General features: G+C 45.1%; 13 protein-coding genes and 1 pseudogene. 9 read left to right on the forward strand and 5 right to left on the reverse strand.

The window, feature by feature from the left end; all coding sequences use genetic code 11:
• Positions 1-49: 49 nt before the first annotated feature.
• Positions 50-1,660, forward strand: a complete 1,611-nt coding sequence (pafA, locus tag AAAT87_RS00605; RefSeq protein ID WP_349225324.1) for an alkaline phosphatase PafA — start codon at positions 50-52, stop codon at positions 1,658-1,660.
• A 138-nt stretch (positions 1,661-1,798) separates the two neighbouring features.
• On the opposite strand, the gene aat is transcribed toward pafA, so the two are convergent.
• The 4 genes from aat to AAAT87_RS00625 form a co-directional block, all read right to left on the reverse strand.
• Positions 1,799-2,464, reverse strand: coding sequence for a leucyl/phenylalanyl-tRNA--protein transferase (gene aat, locus AAAT87_RS00610; RefSeq protein ID WP_349225325.1), 666 nt, complete (start codon positions 2,462-2,464; stop codon positions 1,799-1,801).
• 6 nt (positions 2,465-2,470) lie between these two features.
• The gene (locus tag AAAT87_RS00615) at positions 2,471-4,747 is read right to left on the reverse strand and encodes an AAA family ATPase (protein ID WP_295025284.1); all 2,277 of its coding nucleotides are present in this window, start codon (positions 4,745-4,747) and stop codon (positions 2,471-2,473) included.
• 127 nt (positions 4,748-4,874) lie between these two features.
• Positions 4,875-5,177 (reverse strand): ATP-dependent Clp protease adaptor ClpS, encoded by a 303-nt coding sequence (locus AAAT87_RS00620; protein ID WP_089545125.1) that lies wholly within the window; start codon positions 5,175-5,177, stop codon positions 4,875-4,877.
• A gap of 10 nt (positions 5,178-5,187) precedes the next feature.
• Positions 5,188-5,694 (reverse strand): flavin reductase family protein, encoded by a 507-nt coding sequence (locus AAAT87_RS00625; RefSeq protein WP_349225326.1) that lies wholly within the window; start codon positions 5,692-5,694, stop codon positions 5,188-5,190.
• A gap of 811 nt (positions 5,695-6,505) precedes the next feature.
• On the opposite strand from AAAT87_RS00625, the gene AAAT87_RS00630 reads away from it, so the two are divergent.
• The gene (locus AAAT87_RS00630) at positions 6,506-8,563 is read left to right on the forward strand and encodes a TonB-dependent receptor plug domain-containing protein (protein WP_349225327.1); all 2,058 of its coding nucleotides are present in this window, start codon (positions 6,506-6,508) and stop codon (positions 8,561-8,563) included.
• Between the two features lie 50 nt (positions 8,564-8,613).
• Here AAAT87_RS00630 and AAAT87_RS00635 read toward each other — a convergent pair whose 3' ends face one another.
• On the reverse strand, positions 8,614-9,561 hold the full coding sequence (locus tag AAAT87_RS00635) for a cation diffusion facilitator family transporter (protein ID WP_349225335.1): 948 nt from the start codon (positions 9,559-9,561) through the stop codon (positions 8,614-8,616).
• Between the two features lie 279 nt (positions 9,562-9,840).
• Here AAAT87_RS00635 and AAAT87_RS00640 point away from each other — a divergent pair, with 279 nt between their 5' ends.
• From AAAT87_RS00640 to AAAT87_RS00675, 7 genes and pseudogenes are all read left to right on the forward strand, one after another.
• On the forward strand, positions 9,841-11,070 hold the full coding sequence (locus AAAT87_RS00640; RefSeq protein ID WP_349225328.1) for a nucleoside recognition domain-containing protein: 1,230 nt from the start codon (positions 9,841-9,843) through the stop codon (positions 11,068-11,070).
• 16 nt (positions 11,071-11,086) lie between these two features.
• Positions 11,087-12,550: an oligosaccharide flippase family protein gene (locus tag AAAT87_RS00645; RefSeq protein WP_349225329.1), complete on the forward strand. Its 1,464-nt coding sequence runs from the start codon at positions 11,087-11,089 to the stop codon at positions 12,548-12,550.
• Between the two features lie 136 nt (positions 12,551-12,686).
• Positions 12,687-13,856 (forward strand): hypothetical protein, encoded by a 1,170-nt coding sequence (locus AAAT87_RS00650; RefSeq protein WP_349225330.1) that lies wholly within the window; start codon positions 12,687-12,689, stop codon positions 13,854-13,856.
• A gap of 597 nt (positions 13,857-14,453) precedes the next feature.
• The gene (locus AAAT87_RS00660) at positions 14,454-14,597 is read left to right on the forward strand and encodes a hypothetical protein (protein WP_287609837.1); all 144 of its coding nucleotides are present in this window, start codon (positions 14,454-14,456) and stop codon (positions 14,595-14,597) included.
• A gap of 627 nt (positions 14,598-15,224) precedes the next feature.
• Complete coding sequence (locus tag AAAT87_RS00665; RefSeq protein WP_349225331.1) at positions 15,225-15,764, forward strand: HEAT-like fold family protein; 540 nt, start codon at positions 15,225-15,227, stop codon at positions 15,762-15,764.
• A 221-nt stretch (positions 15,765-15,985) separates the two neighbouring features.
• Positions 15,986-16,864, forward strand: a complete 879-nt coding sequence (locus AAAT87_RS00670; RefSeq protein ID WP_349225332.1) for a Fic family protein — start codon at positions 15,986-15,988, stop codon at positions 16,862-16,864.
• Between the two features lie 262 nt (positions 16,865-17,126).
• Positions 17,127-17,496 (forward strand): annotated as a pseudogene (locus AAAT87_RS00675) (IS1380-like element IS942 family transposase); the annotation flags it as partial.

Genomic DNA, 17,496 nt, shown 5'->3' on the forward strand with positions numbered 1-17,496 from the left:
TTGTAATATACAATACTGAATGGTTATGTATAAAAAAGACATTTTGACTATGAATAAGATTTTTAAACTCATCTTCGTGCTCTGCTGCTTCTGCGGCATCGCACAGGCTCAGCCTCAACGACCTAAGCTCGTTGTAGGCATCGTTATCGACCAGATGCGATGGGATTATCTCTATCGCTACTACGCCCGCTACGGCGAAGGCGGATTCAAGAGAATGCTCGGAGAAGGATTCAGCGTAGAAAACTGCAAGATTCCTTACATCCCTTCGGTTACAGCCATCGGCCACTCTTCTATCTGGACCGGTTCCGTTCCTTCCATCCACGGAATTGCAGGAAACAACTTCGTGAAAGATGGAAAGGTAGTGAATTGTACTGCCGACGAAACCGTCAACCCTGTAGGTTCTGACAGCAAGGCTGGCAAGATGTCGCCTCGCAATCTGTGGGTAACCACCATCGGCGATGAACTCCGTCTGGCTACCAACAACCGCTCTAAGGTGATTGGTGTAGCCTTGAAAGACAGAGCATCCATCCTCCCTGCCGGCCACCACGCCAATGGCGCTTACTGGTTTGATGACAAGTCGGGCAAGTTCATCACCAGTACCTTCTATATGGATAAGTTGCCAGAGTGGGTGAACAAGTTCAACAAGCAGAAACTCCCAAACAAGTATCTTTCCAAGAAATGGGAGACGCTCTACCCTATCGATTCCTATAAGGAGAGCACCAACGATGACAACAACTACGAGAACGGCATCGCTGAGGGCGAGAAGGCGGTATTGCCACTCGACTTGCCTGCCTTATACAAGAAGCATGGCTACAAGATTCTCCGCAACACTCCATTCGGCTGCAACCTGACTTTCGATATTGCCAAGGCTGCCATCGAGGGCGAGAACCTGGGTAGAAACACAGATACTGACCTGCTGACCATCAGCTGCTCTAGCACCGATTACATCGGTCATCAGGTGGGCGTGAACGCCATAGAAACAGAGGATTGCTATCTCAGATTAGATAAGGCACTGGCGGATTTCTTCGCTTATCTCGACCAGACCATAGGCAAAGGAAATTATCTCACTTTCCTCACCGCCGACCACGGAGGCGTAAACAACGCTACCTTCCTGCAGGATCAGCGAATCCCTGCCGGCATCTGGAACAAAAAGGGATTGGTAGAAGAGCTGAATCAGATTCTGAAAGCTAAGTTCAATACCGACAAAGATCTCGTGAAGACCATCATGAACTACCAGGTGTTCTTCAACACAGATATCATCGAAGAACTCGGTTTGGATTACGCAGCCATCAAGCAGGCAGTGGTAGATAGATTGAAGAAAGACAAGGATGTGCACTATGCCTTCGACATGGAGAAGACCTCCACAGAGAGCATTCCTGCAGAGCTGAAGTTCCGTGCCATCAACGGTTACAACCGTGAGCGCAGCGGAAGCGTCCAGATTGTACTGAAGCCTGCCCACTACGAATACGGCAACGGAAAGGGAACCAGCCACGGAGCATGGAATCCATACGACATCCATATTCCTTGCCTGTTTATGGGTTGGGGCATCCAGCACGGCGAGAGTGCCCAGCCTCACTATATGACGGATATTGCCGCTACCGTCTGTGCGATGCTGCATATCCAGGCACCTAACGGTTGCATCGGCACACCAATATTCTAAACAAAACAAAGGCTAGGTTTCCCAGAATCGGGAACCTAGCCTTTATTATTTATTTCCTCTTCAAAAGAGAAACTCTTTTATTCTTTCATGCAGATTGTATTCTTCATGCATGATTATATTCTTTCATGCATGATTTTCCTAATCATCATTCATGATTTCCATATACTCCTCGTAGGAAATATATCTGCCACCCATCGACTTGAGATGCGGGGTTTCCAGCTGACAATCTATCATCTTACCTCCATGCTCCTGCAGATAACGAGCCAGGAAGATAAGGGCTATCTTAGAGCCTGATGGAACCTTGGAGAACATGCTCTCGCCAATGAAGACCTTGCCGATGGTGACGCCATAAAGTCCGCCCACCAACTCTCCAGTTTCATTATCCCATACTTCCACGCTTGCCGCAAAGCCCTGCTCATGAAGGGCGGTGAATGCCTGGATGATGTTTTCGCCCAGCCAGGCACCCTCTTCCTCATAGCGGCCATTGGTCTTGCTGCAGGCACGAATCACAGCATCAAAATCTTCGTTGATTCCCACGCTATACCTGTTCTTTCTCAGCAAGGTTCTCATGGAATGACTGATGTGGATTTCGTCCGGGAAGATAACGAAGCGCTTCATCGGACAGAACCAGAGTATCTCCGGCTGGTCGCGAAAGCTATACCAGGGAAAGATGCCGTTGCTGTAAGCCAGCAGCAGGCGGTCGATGCTCAAGTCGCCACCTATCGCAAAACATCCGTCATCATCGCCGTAATGCGGATCGGGAAAATAAATCTCTTCCGCATTTTCATCTATCTGTAATATCATCGCTTTCTAACAATTAATCACCAATTCCTTACCATCGAAATCTACGCAGCCCTTGCCTGCCTTCTTGAGCTTGCCGAAGAGCAGAGCCTTCATCAGGATAGGCTTCAGGCGGTTGCCGATGACACGGTCCATCTCGCGGGCTCCATATTCCTTGGTGAAGCCCCACTCCAGAATCTTCTCTCTTGCCGCATCGGTAAGCGTAATAGAAACTCCCTTTGCTGCCAACTTTGCATCGAGCTGACGAAGCTTCTTGGCAAGAATCAGTTCTGCCATGTGCTTATCCATATCGTTGAACACCACGGTATCGGAAAGTCGGTTGATAAACTCTGGCTTGAAGGTCTTCTTTACCTGAGCCAACATCGCCTCACCACGGGTTACATTGCCGCTGAAACCTACATTTGCCTGCGAAGCATACTGCGCTCCGGCATTCGATGTCATCACGAGGATCACGTTGCGGAAGTCTGCCTTCTGCCCCTTGTTGTCGGTCAATCGGGCATAGTCCATCACCTGCAGCAGGATGTTGTAGATGTCGCTATGCGCCTTCTCAATCTCATCGAGCAGGAGCACGCAGTTTGGTGTCTTGCGGATGGCATCGGTCAGAAGACCGCCATCTTCATAACCCACGTATCCGGCAGGCGAACCGATGAGCTTAGCCACGGTATGCTTCTCGGTGTATTCACTCATATCGAAGCGCACCAGCTCGATGCCGAGCTCCTTAGCCAGCACACGGACCACCTCGGTTTTACCCACTCCCGTAGGCCCCACGAAGAGCAGCGAAGCCATCGGTTTGTCATCGTCCACCAGTCCTGCCTTCGCCATCATCACAGCCTCAACCACCTTATCCACAGCCTTGTCCTGACCATAGATCTTGTCGAGTATGCGCTGGCGGAGTGTAGCCAGAGAATCATTGTTTTCATCCTTGATGGCAGCCGCATCTATCTTGCAGACCTTGGTAAGAATCTGCTGGATAATCGCCTTGGTAACATAAGAACGCTGGCGATATTCCACAGGATGCACCTCCAGATAAGCACCCGCCTCATCCATCAGGTCGATGGCCTTGTCTGGCAGACAGCGGTTGCTGATGTATTTGGCACTGGCACGGACGGCATATTCCAGAGCGTCCTTGCGATAAGTCACGTTGTGGAACTTATTGTATTTATACTGCAAGCCCTCCAATATCTTGATAGCCTCCTCCTCGGTAGGTTCCTTGATATCTATTTGCTGGAAGCGGCGCACGATGCCCTTGCTCTGAGCCATGTAGCGGTTGAACTCCTCATAGGTGGTGGAACCAATGAATCGGATATCGCCTGCCTCCAGATACTGCTTGAGCATATTGGATGCATCAGGTCCACCATCAGAGCCACGACCTGCACCTATCATATTATGAATCTCATCAATATAGATGATGGTGTTGCCTTCCTTGGCGGCTCCCTCCATCACCATCTTGATACGCTTTTCGAAATCGCCACGATACTGGGCGCCGGCAAGCATCTGTCCCATGTCCATGCCATAGATGCGTGCTCCCTTGAGACGATCAGGCACCTGATTCTCGTTGATGAGTTTGGCAAGACCATAAACCAGGGCTGTTTTACCTACGCCCGGTTCGCCGATGTGGAGCGGATTGTTTTTTTCGGCACGACAGAGCACCTGGATGGTTCTATCCAGTTCCTGCTCTCTGCCGATAAGCGGATTATGCTCCTCCACTTGATCAGAGATGCAGGTAACCAACTGATGCCAATCCTGAGGCTGTCGGCTTCTGCCTTCCTCCTCGTCTTCATCATAGTCATTGTCATAATCGTCGTCATCATAGTCAACACCTATGCCCATATTAGCCTCCGCAGCCTCATTTTCCAGCGGATAATAGCTATCCACACTCGCCAGGAATTCGCCCTGACGGTCGCCCACATTCTTGCACAACAGGAATGCAGCTTCAGAGTTCTGCAAGCCAAACATTGCCTGTACGAAATGAGGCACGTTCACGAGTTTTCGGTCAGCGGCAGCAGCCAAGGCGCATGCCGTACCAAACATCGTCTTGAAGAGCGATGAAGGCTCAGGCAGATATTTGATATTTTCAGGCACACGCTCCTGCTTGGCAAGCCATCCCACCAAGTCCTCATGCATCTTGAGACTATCTACGCCTTCCTCCTGCAATGCCTGACAGAAGGCGTACTGCCTGAGCAAAGACAAGAGCATGTGCTCCGGCATCACAAACTCATGATCGAAGAACCGAGCCTGCTTCATTGCGTCATCCATCAAGACACTCATATATCGGGTTAATCCCATACTGTCCATTCTATTCTTTTCCCTTCTTTTTTATGGGGAAAGCGAAAGAAGTAAATATCATCCTAGGGGCTATCGTCCCCCAAAAATCACTCTAACTTGCCTTCACTTCCCTCTAAATTCCCATTTATTATTCTGGCATATAAGTGAGCTTCAGTGGATACTTCTGCGTACGGGCTTTCTCCATCGCTTTCTCCACTTTGCTCTTGGCGATGTCATAGCTGTAGGTGCCCACCACGGCTTTCTCCTCGTGATGAACCTTGAGCATGATTGCTTCAGCCTCAGCCTGCGACTTGAAGAAGATGGATTCGAGGATTTCTACCACGAAATCCATCGGTGTAAAGTCGTCGTTGAACATCATTACCACGTAACGCCCCGGCTCCTTGAGCCTGGTTTTCTGGCGTTCACGAATTGCTGTCTGTTCTTGAGCCATATTTGAATTATTACTTTGTATAAGCATTGGTAATCTCCACGACATAGACATCGTGGAATCCGCCCTTGGCACCATACCACTGCAGCAAGTCCTTATCGAGGAACTTCTCCGCCGTCATATTGTCCTTATAGAGTTTGCGGCATTCCAGAGTGAGTCGAGATTGCTCGAATGCGATGCTGCCGTTATCGGTCTCAACAGGAGTCAATCCTGTTTCCTTTGCCTTATCGAAATCACGTCCACTCTTAGAACCGCAGAAGTTATATATCTTTCGAGCCTCCTCGCTATGACCGAGGAAAGAGAGGGTCATGAATTCATTCTCCTCGATGATGCCGTGGGTAAAGCGTTCCGGACGGATAAATACCACAGCCACCGGCTTGTTCCAGAGCCATCCCAGGCAGCCCCATGAGGCGGTCATCATATTGAACTTATCCTTGTTGCCGGCGCAAACCAGCATCCATTCCTTACCTATCGTGTCGAAGATATTATCATTCAGTTCTTTTACGTTGATCTTTTCCATTTTATCTGTTTCTTTCTTTTTATTTACTAATAGTTTTAATGATGAAATCATACAGCATTCAGCAAAAGCCATGCCAAGTCATTGCCGAAGGCTGCTCATATCAGTTGCAAAGATACAAGAATAATCTGAAAAAGCAAATGATTCTCCAAGAAAATCGCAAAATAGATAGGAATAGATTGCATCCTGCTCAAAACAATTGGCATAAAAGCCACTCTCGATTTTACTCTTCACTCTTCACCAAATCGCCGGGAACCCCTGTGTTTATCGGCATTACGGGAGGTGAAGAGTGGTCCTTCACTCTTCACAACTCTTCACAACCCTTCACCTGAACAGCGTCCTGACGTTCAGTTTTTTATCTCAGGAGAGCAAGATATTGCCCTTGCCGTGGCAATATTTTGCCCCGACCAGGCACAAAACGAAACGTCGTGACAGAAAAAAATCTTCTACAGGACGATTATTTTTTCCTAGTAAGAGAATCCTCGCATTTAGTGCAGGAACGGACCAAAAGCCCTAAAACAACTAATCCCAAAAGGGCGAAAACTTCAAAAAAAGGTGAAGAGTGGTGAAGAGTGGGCACCCACTCTTCACCTCTCACACCCCCAGTGTTTATCGGCATTTCAGGCGAAAAGGTGAAGAGTGAAGAGTAAAATACAAATTCGCTTGATTTAAATTAAAACTTTACGATGGAAATAAAATAAATCACATTTTGCTTTGTCTTTTCGAGGAAAGGCATTACCTTTGCACCCCGAATGCCGAAAACCGAGCAGGCTTGCGGCTTCGAATTATTAATCATTTATAAACATTTTATTTAATGTACAAAACAATTTTCAACAAGCGCAACAGCTTGAAGTTCAACCGATTCTCTAACAAGAATTACTCACTCTTCGCAGTTTTGGGAAGAGAGGTACTTGTTGGTGCACTCAGCGTTGCTACCCTGAGCCATGCCAAGGCAGCAGGCGTAAGCACAGAGGGAGCCAAGGTTGATTCTACCCTCTACAAGGGCGGAAAGGCTTACGAGCTAGATGCGGTGAGCGTTACCGGATCTCGTGCGCCGATGACTGTAGAGCAGTCACCTAAGATTGTGTCTGTCATTACCCGCGACGATATTCATCGTGCGGCTGCGCAGACTATCAACGATGTATTGAAATTAGCTACCGGCGTGGATGTCCGTCAGCGTGGTGGCTTTGGTGTTCAGACGGATATCTCCATCAATGGTGGAACCTTCGACCAGATTACCATTCTCTTGAATGGTGTCAACATTTCCAATCCACAGACTGGTCACAATGCTTCTGATTTTCCTGTAGCTCTTGCCGACATCGACCACATCGAAGTGCTCGAGGGGGCAGCATCGCGCGTATTCGGAACTTCAGCCTTTAATGGTGCCATCAATATCGTGACCAAGAAGGCAAAGAATGATGGAGTATCTGCAAGTGTAGAAGGCGGAAGCTTTGGAAGTTTCGGAGCACAGGGACGTGGGCAGACGGCTTATGCCAAAGGCAAGTGGACACACGCCTACTCTGCCAGCGGAGGCTACAAGCGTTCGGACGGAGGAACAGACAACAGCGACTTCGAGAAAGGACAAGGTTTCGGACAGGTTAACCTGAGCTACGACCAGTGTTTCGACATCAATGCTCAGGTGGGGATCTCTACCCAGAGCTACGGTGCCAATACTTTCTACAGCGCCAAATATAACAACCAATATGAGAAGACTGACCACGGTATGGCTTCTCTCAACCTGAGTCTGCACAACCAGGAGAAGACCTGGGAGATTGCGCCTCAATTCTATTATAACAATTTCAAGGACCATTATCAGTTGATTCGTGGAAAGGCTGGAGCTGCAGCAGGCGAGAACTATCACGACCTCGATGTTTATGGTGGTGGACTGAATGCCAACGTAGCTTGGGTTTGGGGTAAGACCGCAGTGGGTTTCGACATCAGCAAGGAGTGCATCTACTCTACTGCATTGGGCGAGGAACTCGCAGAGAAAGACTATAAGGACATCTCAGGTTCTGACCGTCAATATACCCGAAAGGGCGAGCGCACCAATACCAACATCATGTTGGAGCACAACTTCATCTTCGGCGGCTTCACCTTGTCGGCTGGTGTCTTGGTCAACAAGAACACCGGTTTGGACAACGACTTCCGCTTCTATCCTGGTGTAGATATGAGTTATCGTCCTAACGACAACTGGAAGTTCTACGCATCCTGGAACAAGGCTCTGAGAATGCCTACCTACACCGACTTATATATAAGTAATGTGGTGCAGCAGGGCGACATCAACCTGAATCCAGAGAAAAACTCCACCTTCAAGGTAGGAACCCAGTATCGCCAGACTGGTTTTACCGCAACCGTAAGCGGATTCTACGCACACGGCACCAACATGATTGACTGGGTTCAGACTTCCGTGACCGAACAGAATGACAGCAAGTATCATGTGATGAACATCGGAAAGCTCAACAACATGGGCTACAACGTAGATGCTACTATCTACATGAGAGAGTTGGTACCAAACAGTTTCATTACCCGCATCAAGTTGGGTTATGCTTACATCTATCAGGATCATAAGACCGAGACAAACATTCTGAAATCACTCTATGCATTGGAGTATCTGAAGCACAAGGCAGTATTCGGTCTGGATCATCAGATCTGGAACAAGCTTTCAGCTTCCTGGAGCGTAAGATGGCAGCAGAGAATGAATGGCTATCATCCATACACCAAGATAGATTGCAAACTGATGTGGGACGAGAAGAAATACAATATCTTCGTGAAAGCCGACAACATCACTTGCCACCGCTACTACGACCTCACAGCTGTTAAGCAGCCAGGTTTGTGGATTATGGCAGGAGCCAGCGTAAATCTCGGCTGGTAATATAAAACAAAAAAGTCTTCAAGCCAAAATGGCTTGAAGACTTTTTCCGTTTATTCCGGTTTCTGATATTTTCCGTTCACTTTAATCGGTTCGAGATGGATTCCCACATGGGTATCTGCGCCGAAGTGCTGCTTCAATCTTCGTTCGATATGGGTAGCATGTTCATGCGCCTCATAAAGCGAGAGAGAACCCGGCATGCGGACGTGCATCTCTATCGCAATCTTGTTTCCGATGCGACGGGTACGCAGGTTATGAATCTCTCCCACTCCCTCTTCTTCATTTGCAATCTTCAGGATTTCATCTTCCTCCATTTCCGGAAGACTGGCATCCGTCAGTTCTTTCACAGACTGCGTCACCAGTCCCCAGGCTGCCTTGATGATGAAGACACTCACGATGATGGCAGCCAGCGGATCGAGCACAGCCCACTTTTCTCCCAGAATGATGGCGCCACCAATACCGAACATCGTTCCGATACTCGATAAAGCATCGCTGCGATGATGCCAGGCATTCGCCACAACTGCCTCGGAATGATATTTCTTTCCGGCTTTAACCGTAAACTGATAAGCCCACTCCTTCATCACGATACTTACGATGGCAGCAATCAAGGCTACAACGCCCGGCTGCTGCAATGTCTCGCCGCAGATGGCACGATAAGTCTTGGTTACGCCAGAATAACAGATCATCACACCCACCACGAAGAGCGAAATACCGATGATGGCTGTGGCAAGCGTCTCGTATTTGCCATGACCATAATCATGGTCCTTATCCTTCGGCTTATTGCCCAGTTTTACGAATACCAGTACCACCACATCGGTAGCGAAATCGGTGAGCGAGTGGATGGCATCCGCTATCATGGCTGCAGAATGTCCGAGGATACCAGCAGCAAACTTCAATACGAGCAGCACCACATTGATGATGCTTCCCGCTATCGTCACCTTATATACTTCCTTTACTCTATCCGCATCAGCGGAATGATCCTTATTCGCTTCAGCGGGCATCTCTTGCTCGCTATTTATTCTCTCATTCTTGTCCATACTATAAAATATTACAGAAGTCCTTTGCTTCCTTAATAATGTTTTTGTATAAATCTACTTACTGTTTTTTAGAATTTGGGGCGCAAAGATAATACCATTTTCTGAAAGCAGATAAAAAGGGAGATTAAAAAAGTATAAAAGCATCGCTAAACAAGAAAATTATTGTAATTTTGCAGCCGTTTTAGAAATATTACATTAATTAATAAGAGAATGTGCGATTCTTAGGTCGCAGCATCAGATTATATGGTTTTAAATTACATTTGGATAGCATTTTTCGTGATTGCGTTCATCTTCGCACTCATCGGATTGGCAATGGGAGATACGACTATCTTCCAGAAGATTGTAGATTCCACCTTCGACTCATCCAAGAATGCCTTCGAGATTTCTCTCGGACTGACGGGCGTGCTCGCTCTCTGGCTTGGCATCATGAAGATTGGAGAGAAGGCGGGAGTAGTGAATGTGTTGGCCCGAGCACTCAGCCCGGTCTTCACCCGTCTCTTCCCCGATATTCCGAAAAACCATCCGGTGATGGGAAGCATCTTCATGAATATCGCTTCGAATATGCTGGGACTCGATAATGCAGCAACGCCTACCGGATTGAAGGCGATGCAGCAGATGCAGGAACTCAACACGAAGAAGGATACGGCGACGAACCCGATGATTATGTTCCTGGTTCTGAACACCTCAGGACTCACCATCATCCCTACCACCATCCTCGCCTTCCGTGCCTCCTATGGAGCAGCCCAGCCTACGGATGTATTCATCCCTATCCTGCTGGCTACGCTCGTGGCTACGCTTGCCGGAATCATCATCACTTCGCTCTGGCAGCGCATCAACATCCTGCAGCCGGTATTGCTCGCTACTCTGTTGGGAATGTGCGCCTTCGTTGGCATCATCATCTGGGGATTCGGACAGATGGACAAGGATACGATGAACACGGTTACCACCTTGGCTTCTAACATGATTCTCCTGGGCATCATCCTCTGCTTCATCCTGGCGGGTTTTTGGAAGAAGGTGAATGTATATGATGCATTTATCGAAGGAGCGAAAGAAGGTTTTACTACTGCGGTGAAGATTATCCCTTATCTCGTAGCTATCCTTGTGGGCATCGGCGTGTTCCGTGCTTCGGGAGCGATGGATATGGTGATTCAAGGCATTTCGTGGTCGGTAGAACAATGCGGCTTGAATGCCGATTTCGTAGGCGCCCTGCCTACCGCCATCATGAAACCGCTGTCGGGAAGTGGTGCACGAGGCATGATGCTGGAGGCAATGAAGAACTATGGTCCTGATTCGTTTGTGGGCAGATTGAGCTGCATCTTCCAGGGTTCCACCGATACCACCTTCTATATATTGGCTGTATATTTCGGAAGCGTAAGCATCAGGAATACCCGCCACGCCGTGGCTTGCGGCTTGCTCGCCGATTTGGCAGGAGTCATCGCAGCAATCGCTATTGCATATTTATTCTTCGGATAATAAAAAACAAATTAATATGGCAAACCTCAAAAGTTTAGCAAAGGATACCGCCATCTATGGTTTGAGCAGTATCATCGGCAGATTCCTGAACTATCTGCTTGTACCACTCTATACGGCAAAGATCAGCGCCGCCAGTGGTGGTTATGGTGTCATCACCAACATGTACGCCTATACGGCGTTGCTCCTCGTTATCCTGACCTACGGAATGGAGACCACCTTCTTCCGTTTTGTCAACAAGGAGGGAGAAAACTCAGAAAAGGTTTATCACACGGTATTGAGCATGGTGGGCTTCACTTCCCTACTCTTCATCGCCCTGGTATTCCTCTTCATCACGCCTTTGAGCGATGCGATGGGCTACGCCGACCATCCGGCTTATGTATGGACCATGTTCGTTACCGTGGCTATTGATGCTTTCCAGTGCATTCCTTTCGCTTACCTCAGATACAAGAAGCGCCCACTGAAGTTTGCAGCCTTCAAGTTGCTCTTCATCGGTCTGAACATTGCGCTCAACCTGGTTTACTACGTCATCATGGATGGTCACGATGTGGGTTATGCTTTCTACATCAACCTGGTTTGTACCGCCTCCATCACCTTCTGTTTCTACAAGGAACTGAAGGAAGGATTCATGGGCGAGAAATGCTCCTGGAGCGAATGTAAGGTGCTCGTCAGGAAGATGATGGGCTACAGCTGGCCTATCCTCGTGCTCGGTATTGCCGGTATTCTGAACCAGACAGCCGACAAGATTCTCTTCCCTTACATCTATGAGAAGGGCGATGCGCATGCACAGCTCGGAATCTACGGAGCAGCCAGCAAGATTGCGATGATCATGGCGATGATTACCCAGGCTTTCCGCTATGCTTACGAGCCATTCGTATTCGGCAAGGCGAAGGATAAGGACAACCGACAGACTTACGCTTCGGCGATGAAATATTTCGTCATCTTCACTCTGCTCGCCTTCCTGGTGGTAGTAGGCTATCTGGATATATTGCGCCACATCATCGGTCGCGACTACTGGGATGGTTTGAAGGTAGTGCCTATCGTAATGGCTGCCGAAATCATGATGGGAGTATATTTCAACCTCAGTTTCTGGTACAAGCTCATCGACAAGACCATCTGGGGTGCTTACTTTTCGGGCATCGGTTGCCTGGTATTGATTGCCATCAACGTTATCTTCGTACCGATCTATGGTTACATTGCCTGTGCCTGGGCTGGTTTCGCAGGATATGGAACGGCGATGCTTCTCTCCTACTTTGTGGGGCAGAAGAAGTATCCTATCAACTATCCGGTGAAGGAGATTATGATTTATGTGGTTCTCTCCCTCATCCTCTTCGCCGGAATGACCGAGGCAAACAAATACTTCTCTACAGCCATCGCTTGCCTCATCAATACGGTACTCATCCTCATCTTCGCCGCTTATCTCGTGAAGAAGGATTTCCCATTGAAGAGTCTGCCGGTAGTGGGTAAATACTTTAGAAAGTAAGAAAAGAAGTCACCAAAGGATATAGAAAAGAGCACCAAAAAGGCATATTAGAGACATTGCACATTTGACAAATGCGCAATGTCTTTATGGCCATATAAATTCAATTTCGTGTTATAAATTAAAATCAATTACGCATATGTTTTACAATATTTTATTGTTTGGACGTTACCAAGATACAGGAGAAGCATTATTTGTGGGTGCCTTACAGGGCTTACTTATTGCAGTTTTTTTTTATGGCATCTCCATTTACAAAAAGAAACAAGCATCAAAAAAACATATAAAAAAAGAAGATGCTCTCAAAGATGAAGAAAAAAAAGTAATAGGACAAGAAATATATAATACATCAAAAGAAAGTGCTCCTAAAGATTTTACAACAAACATGGATCGCCTTACGAACTTGTATGAAGAATTGAAATCAAAATGCAATCCTGAAAGATTCATGAATCCATACAATGCACAAAAAGTAGATATCGCAAATCAAATTTATAGCCAAATAGAAGCTGCAAAAAATAGCGAACAGAAGTTAGAGATATTACGAAATGAAGCTATAAAACTTTTGAGTATAACTTTTTCAACAGACAGTTTATTCTATACTCTGTCTGAAAAGTTCAATCCGCAAAAATTTATGGGAGAAAATTACGATGCTAACAAGCTAAAAGTTGCTAATGAAATTTATTCTGATATCTTAAAAAACAAAAATGACATCATAAAACTTGAGCAAATTGCAAGAACATATAAAGATGTTTTAAAAGAAGACACAAAGATTAAAAAAGAAAATTGCTCTAATAACTTAAAGTATTTACTTGTCACACTTTTTATAATAATCACTTTCATAATATTCACTTTATCTAAAGCCAATTTTAATATTGCTAACAGTTCGTCCTTTCCTGACGACTTTATAAAAGAATACGAGTCTGAGATTCGGAGAAATGAAACCAGTTGTGGTGAGATGATGTTCTATGAATGCATTTCTAAAAATGAAATTTTAAATTTCTCTTATGGTGGTCCAGCACCTTCTCCATTTAATGACGGTCAATTATTAAAAGACCCAGCAACTGTTACGTTTCATGGTAAAAATGTCACCTTACAATTTGAAGGTAAAGAATATCAATATAAAATCAAAAAATTTAAAGGCTTAAACAGTGCAGGCAATGACAATAGTTGTGTAATATCAGAAATCTACACGGAATCAGGTGAAGAATTGCTATATGCTCGATACTATTCCTTTTACAATTCACATGAAAAATATTGGTTTGTCTGCAAAATAGATGATACTATATACAATTTTTCAGAAGACCAGTATTGAGACATATAGGTTCCTTTATATAAAATATTTAAAAAGGTCTCATATTGATTAGTTGATCAATATGAGACCCCTATTTTTTCTTTAGAGGATCAACTTGCTCAAGAGTTTTCCCAAAGCTAACAATAAAACATTTAAAACGTCATTGCCAAAAATGCTCAAAAAGACAACATTACCTAAATGCCATAAAGAGCATTTTAAATTTAAAATTATATTTATCCTTACCATATTAAAAAAACTATTTTTATAAAAATATGCAGCAAAATTAAAACCTTTTATGCATAAAAACAAGCTTATAATCATTTTACTTATAAAGTATAAAAATATCACTTAGTTTAACAAAAAAATATAACTAAAATGCCGATAAGATTCTCTACCCTTACATATACGAGAAGAGCGATGCACATGCCCTAGGCATCTATGGAATAGCCAGAAAGATTGCAATGATTATGACGATGATAATCTAGACTTTTCGCTATGTCTACGAACCCTTCTTTCATATTCAGCAAAGCAAAGGACAAGAACTATCGCCAAACATACACTTCAGCGATGTAATTCTTCGTTACTATAATCCAACTCACTTTCCTCTTCTTCGTTGGCATGAGTGAAGCCAATAAGTACTTCTCTACCGCCATCGCCTGCCTCATCAATACGGTACTCATCCTCATTTTCGCCGCTTATCTCGTGAAGAAGGATTTCCCATTGAAGAGTTTGCCAGTGGTTGGAACGTACTTTAGAAAGTAAGAGATTCCATTCATTGAGATTATATCCCAAGAAGTCCACGGACTTCTTTTGTTTTTATTGTACAGAACCTTCGCATGCGGTTCAAGAACGGGCTAAAGCCCCCTAAATTCCTGGTTCAAGGCAAAGCACCTTATAAGTGCCAAAGAAACGACTGAGTAAACGAATTGAAACGGCTGAGTAAGCTTAAGGATACGGCTCCGTTAGCCAATGAATACTACTGAACAAGTGAAAGAAGACGTCTGATCAGGTTCAAAGAGATAGAATATGGAGTTCAAGGAGACTGCTTCTGGAAAGTTGCCACTAGGCTCAGCAGCTCTGCTGAGCCAAGTCAGCAGGTCTGCCGAGCCTAGTAACAACACCTTTTAATCGTACAACAATACCCCCTATAGTTGTACGACTGTACACCTTTTAGTTGTACAACTACACACCCTTCAGTTGTACAACTATAAACCTTTAGACGTACAACAATGAATCCATCGATTGTTCAACTTGACTTTTTCTCCCATTCTATACCTCAAAAACAAGAAATAGTCCGAGAATTCTCAAAAAAAAGTAATCTTCCTTTTCGTTATTCCCTCATAAAAGTATATCTTTGCAACGATTATTCCCTCATAAAAAATAAAGAGCATGAGAAAGATACTACAGGACAAGATCAATATGAACGATATCAACAAGATATGCATCATGACACAAGGCAAGGAGAACGACCACCGGAAGGAAGAGCTTTACCAACTCACCTTCGATGAAAACGACCGGGTATCGTTCAATGCACTTTGGGCTTTTACCCATTTCGACGAAGCCAACAACCCGTGGCTCTTTCAGAAGCATGATGCCTTGATAGATAGGGTTCTCGCAGAGAAGAATGAGACCAAGCGCCGCCTGATGCTTCAACTCCTTCTCCGTCAGCCTTTCGAGGAAGAATCACTCCGCTCCGATTTCATCGATTTCTGCATCGCCAAGATTACCGTCTGTTCCCAGTCCTACGCCATCCGCAGCTACTGCATGAAGCTCGCCTACGAGCAGATGAAGTACTATCCCGAACTCCTCGAAGAGTTAAGAATGGCCCTGGATATGCTGGAGCAGGAGGTTCTTTCCCCAGGATTATTATCAGCAAAAAGGCAAATTATGAAGAAAATCAAGCGAAGCCTTGGAAAATTCGGGAAATAGTCGTAACTTTGCAAACGTAATATTCTAACAATATAATACATAAATGGATGGAGATACAACTGAACGATTATCACAAGAAAGTCAATGCCCAGATGCAAAAGAGCATGGCTTATTGGCGAGAGCTTTCGCTGGAGGAGTGCTTAGCTCAATTCAAGCGCTTGCGGGAACAACGGCTTGCAAGGGAGTCCAAATCGCAAAGTTAAATATCAAGCATTACATCTATGAATAAAGATAATATCAACGAGTTCGCATCCTTCGATGAGTATCTCCGACAAGGAGAGCCTTCGCAGAAGGAAAGCGCCGAGAACAGGAAGACAGCTATCGGATTGCAGGCTGTAGATGGGCTGCAACCGTCGGCGTATCTCATAGATGTGGCTAAGCGAAACATCGAAGGAGATTCCGTAAACTACCTGAATTGGGAAGACTTGCGAAGAGCATTGGATTGGGATATTGAACAGGAGAAGAACTTCTCATATAAAGGTCTGACGGATGATGAGAAGATTGAGCATATTGCCAAATTCATTTCAGGCATCTGGCAGATCCATGCTTTTAGAGAGGGCAACACCCGAACCACGGCGATTTTCACCATCCAATATCTCCGTTCGTTAGGATATGAAGTGAACAACGAAATGTTTGCCAAGCATTCCTGGTATTTCCGCAATGCCCTGGTTCGTGCCAATTATCGCAATATCAATAAAGATATAGAGTACTCTCCTATCTACCTTGTTCGTTTCTTCAGAAACTTGCTGCTAGGCGAAAGTTGGGTTCTCAAAAACAGATACTTGCATATAAATCCTACAGATGAATGGAAGGTACAGCCAAGACTTGCTACCCCACAAGCACCCCATACGCATCATCAAAAGGTGGACAGAAAAGGTGGACAGAAAACAGAAAAGGTGGGCAGAAAAGGTGGACAGAAAACCAAAGACTCTATCCTTTCCCTTATCGCATCCGACCCATTTGTCACCACCAATGAGATGAGTAAACGATTGGAAATCAACCGAAGTGCCATCTCTAAACATATAAAGAAACTGAAAAAAGATCACATAATAGAACGAATAGGACCAGACAAAGGAGGGAAATGGATCATCAAAAAATAAGAAACACTTTTTTATGGCGCAAAGATAGCACTAATTTTTCACTTATACAAGAAAAAACCGCTGCTTTTGTAATCTTTTTCATGTATAAGTGAAAAACATTGCGTTTTTATCGAATATTTCTAGTATCCTTAATTCCGCAACACTATAATTTAATATTTTTTATAAGTACCTGAGCAACAAAAAGTTGCTCAGGATTTTGCCATGTCAGAAATTTCACTTATCTTAGTGTTGCAAATAAAAAGCAAATAAAACTCTGAATGACATGGCAAAAGTACAAATAAAATCTGAGAAACTCACTCCTTTTGGAGGAATTTTTTCTATTATGGAGCAATTTGATGCTCTTTTAGCTCAAACCATAGATTCCACCTTGGGATTGAGATGCACTATGTTTGGTTATCAATATAGCGAAATTCTACGCTCTCTGATGTGCGTATATCTTTGTGGCGGCTCATGTATTGAGGATGTTACAACTCACTTGATGAAACATTTGTCTCTTCATCCAACTCTTCGCACTTGCAGCGCAGACACCATATTGCGTGCTATCGAAGAACTGACTTGTAAGAACATCACCTATAAATCTGCTTCTGGCAACTCCTATGATTTCAATACTGCAGACAAGATGAACTGCTTAT

The sequence above is a fragment of the Segatella sinensis genome (assembly GCF_040095255.1).
In the GTDB taxonomy this organism is placed as follows: Bacteria; Bacteroidota; Bacteroidia; order Bacteroidales; family Bacteroidaceae; genus Prevotella; species Prevotella sinensis.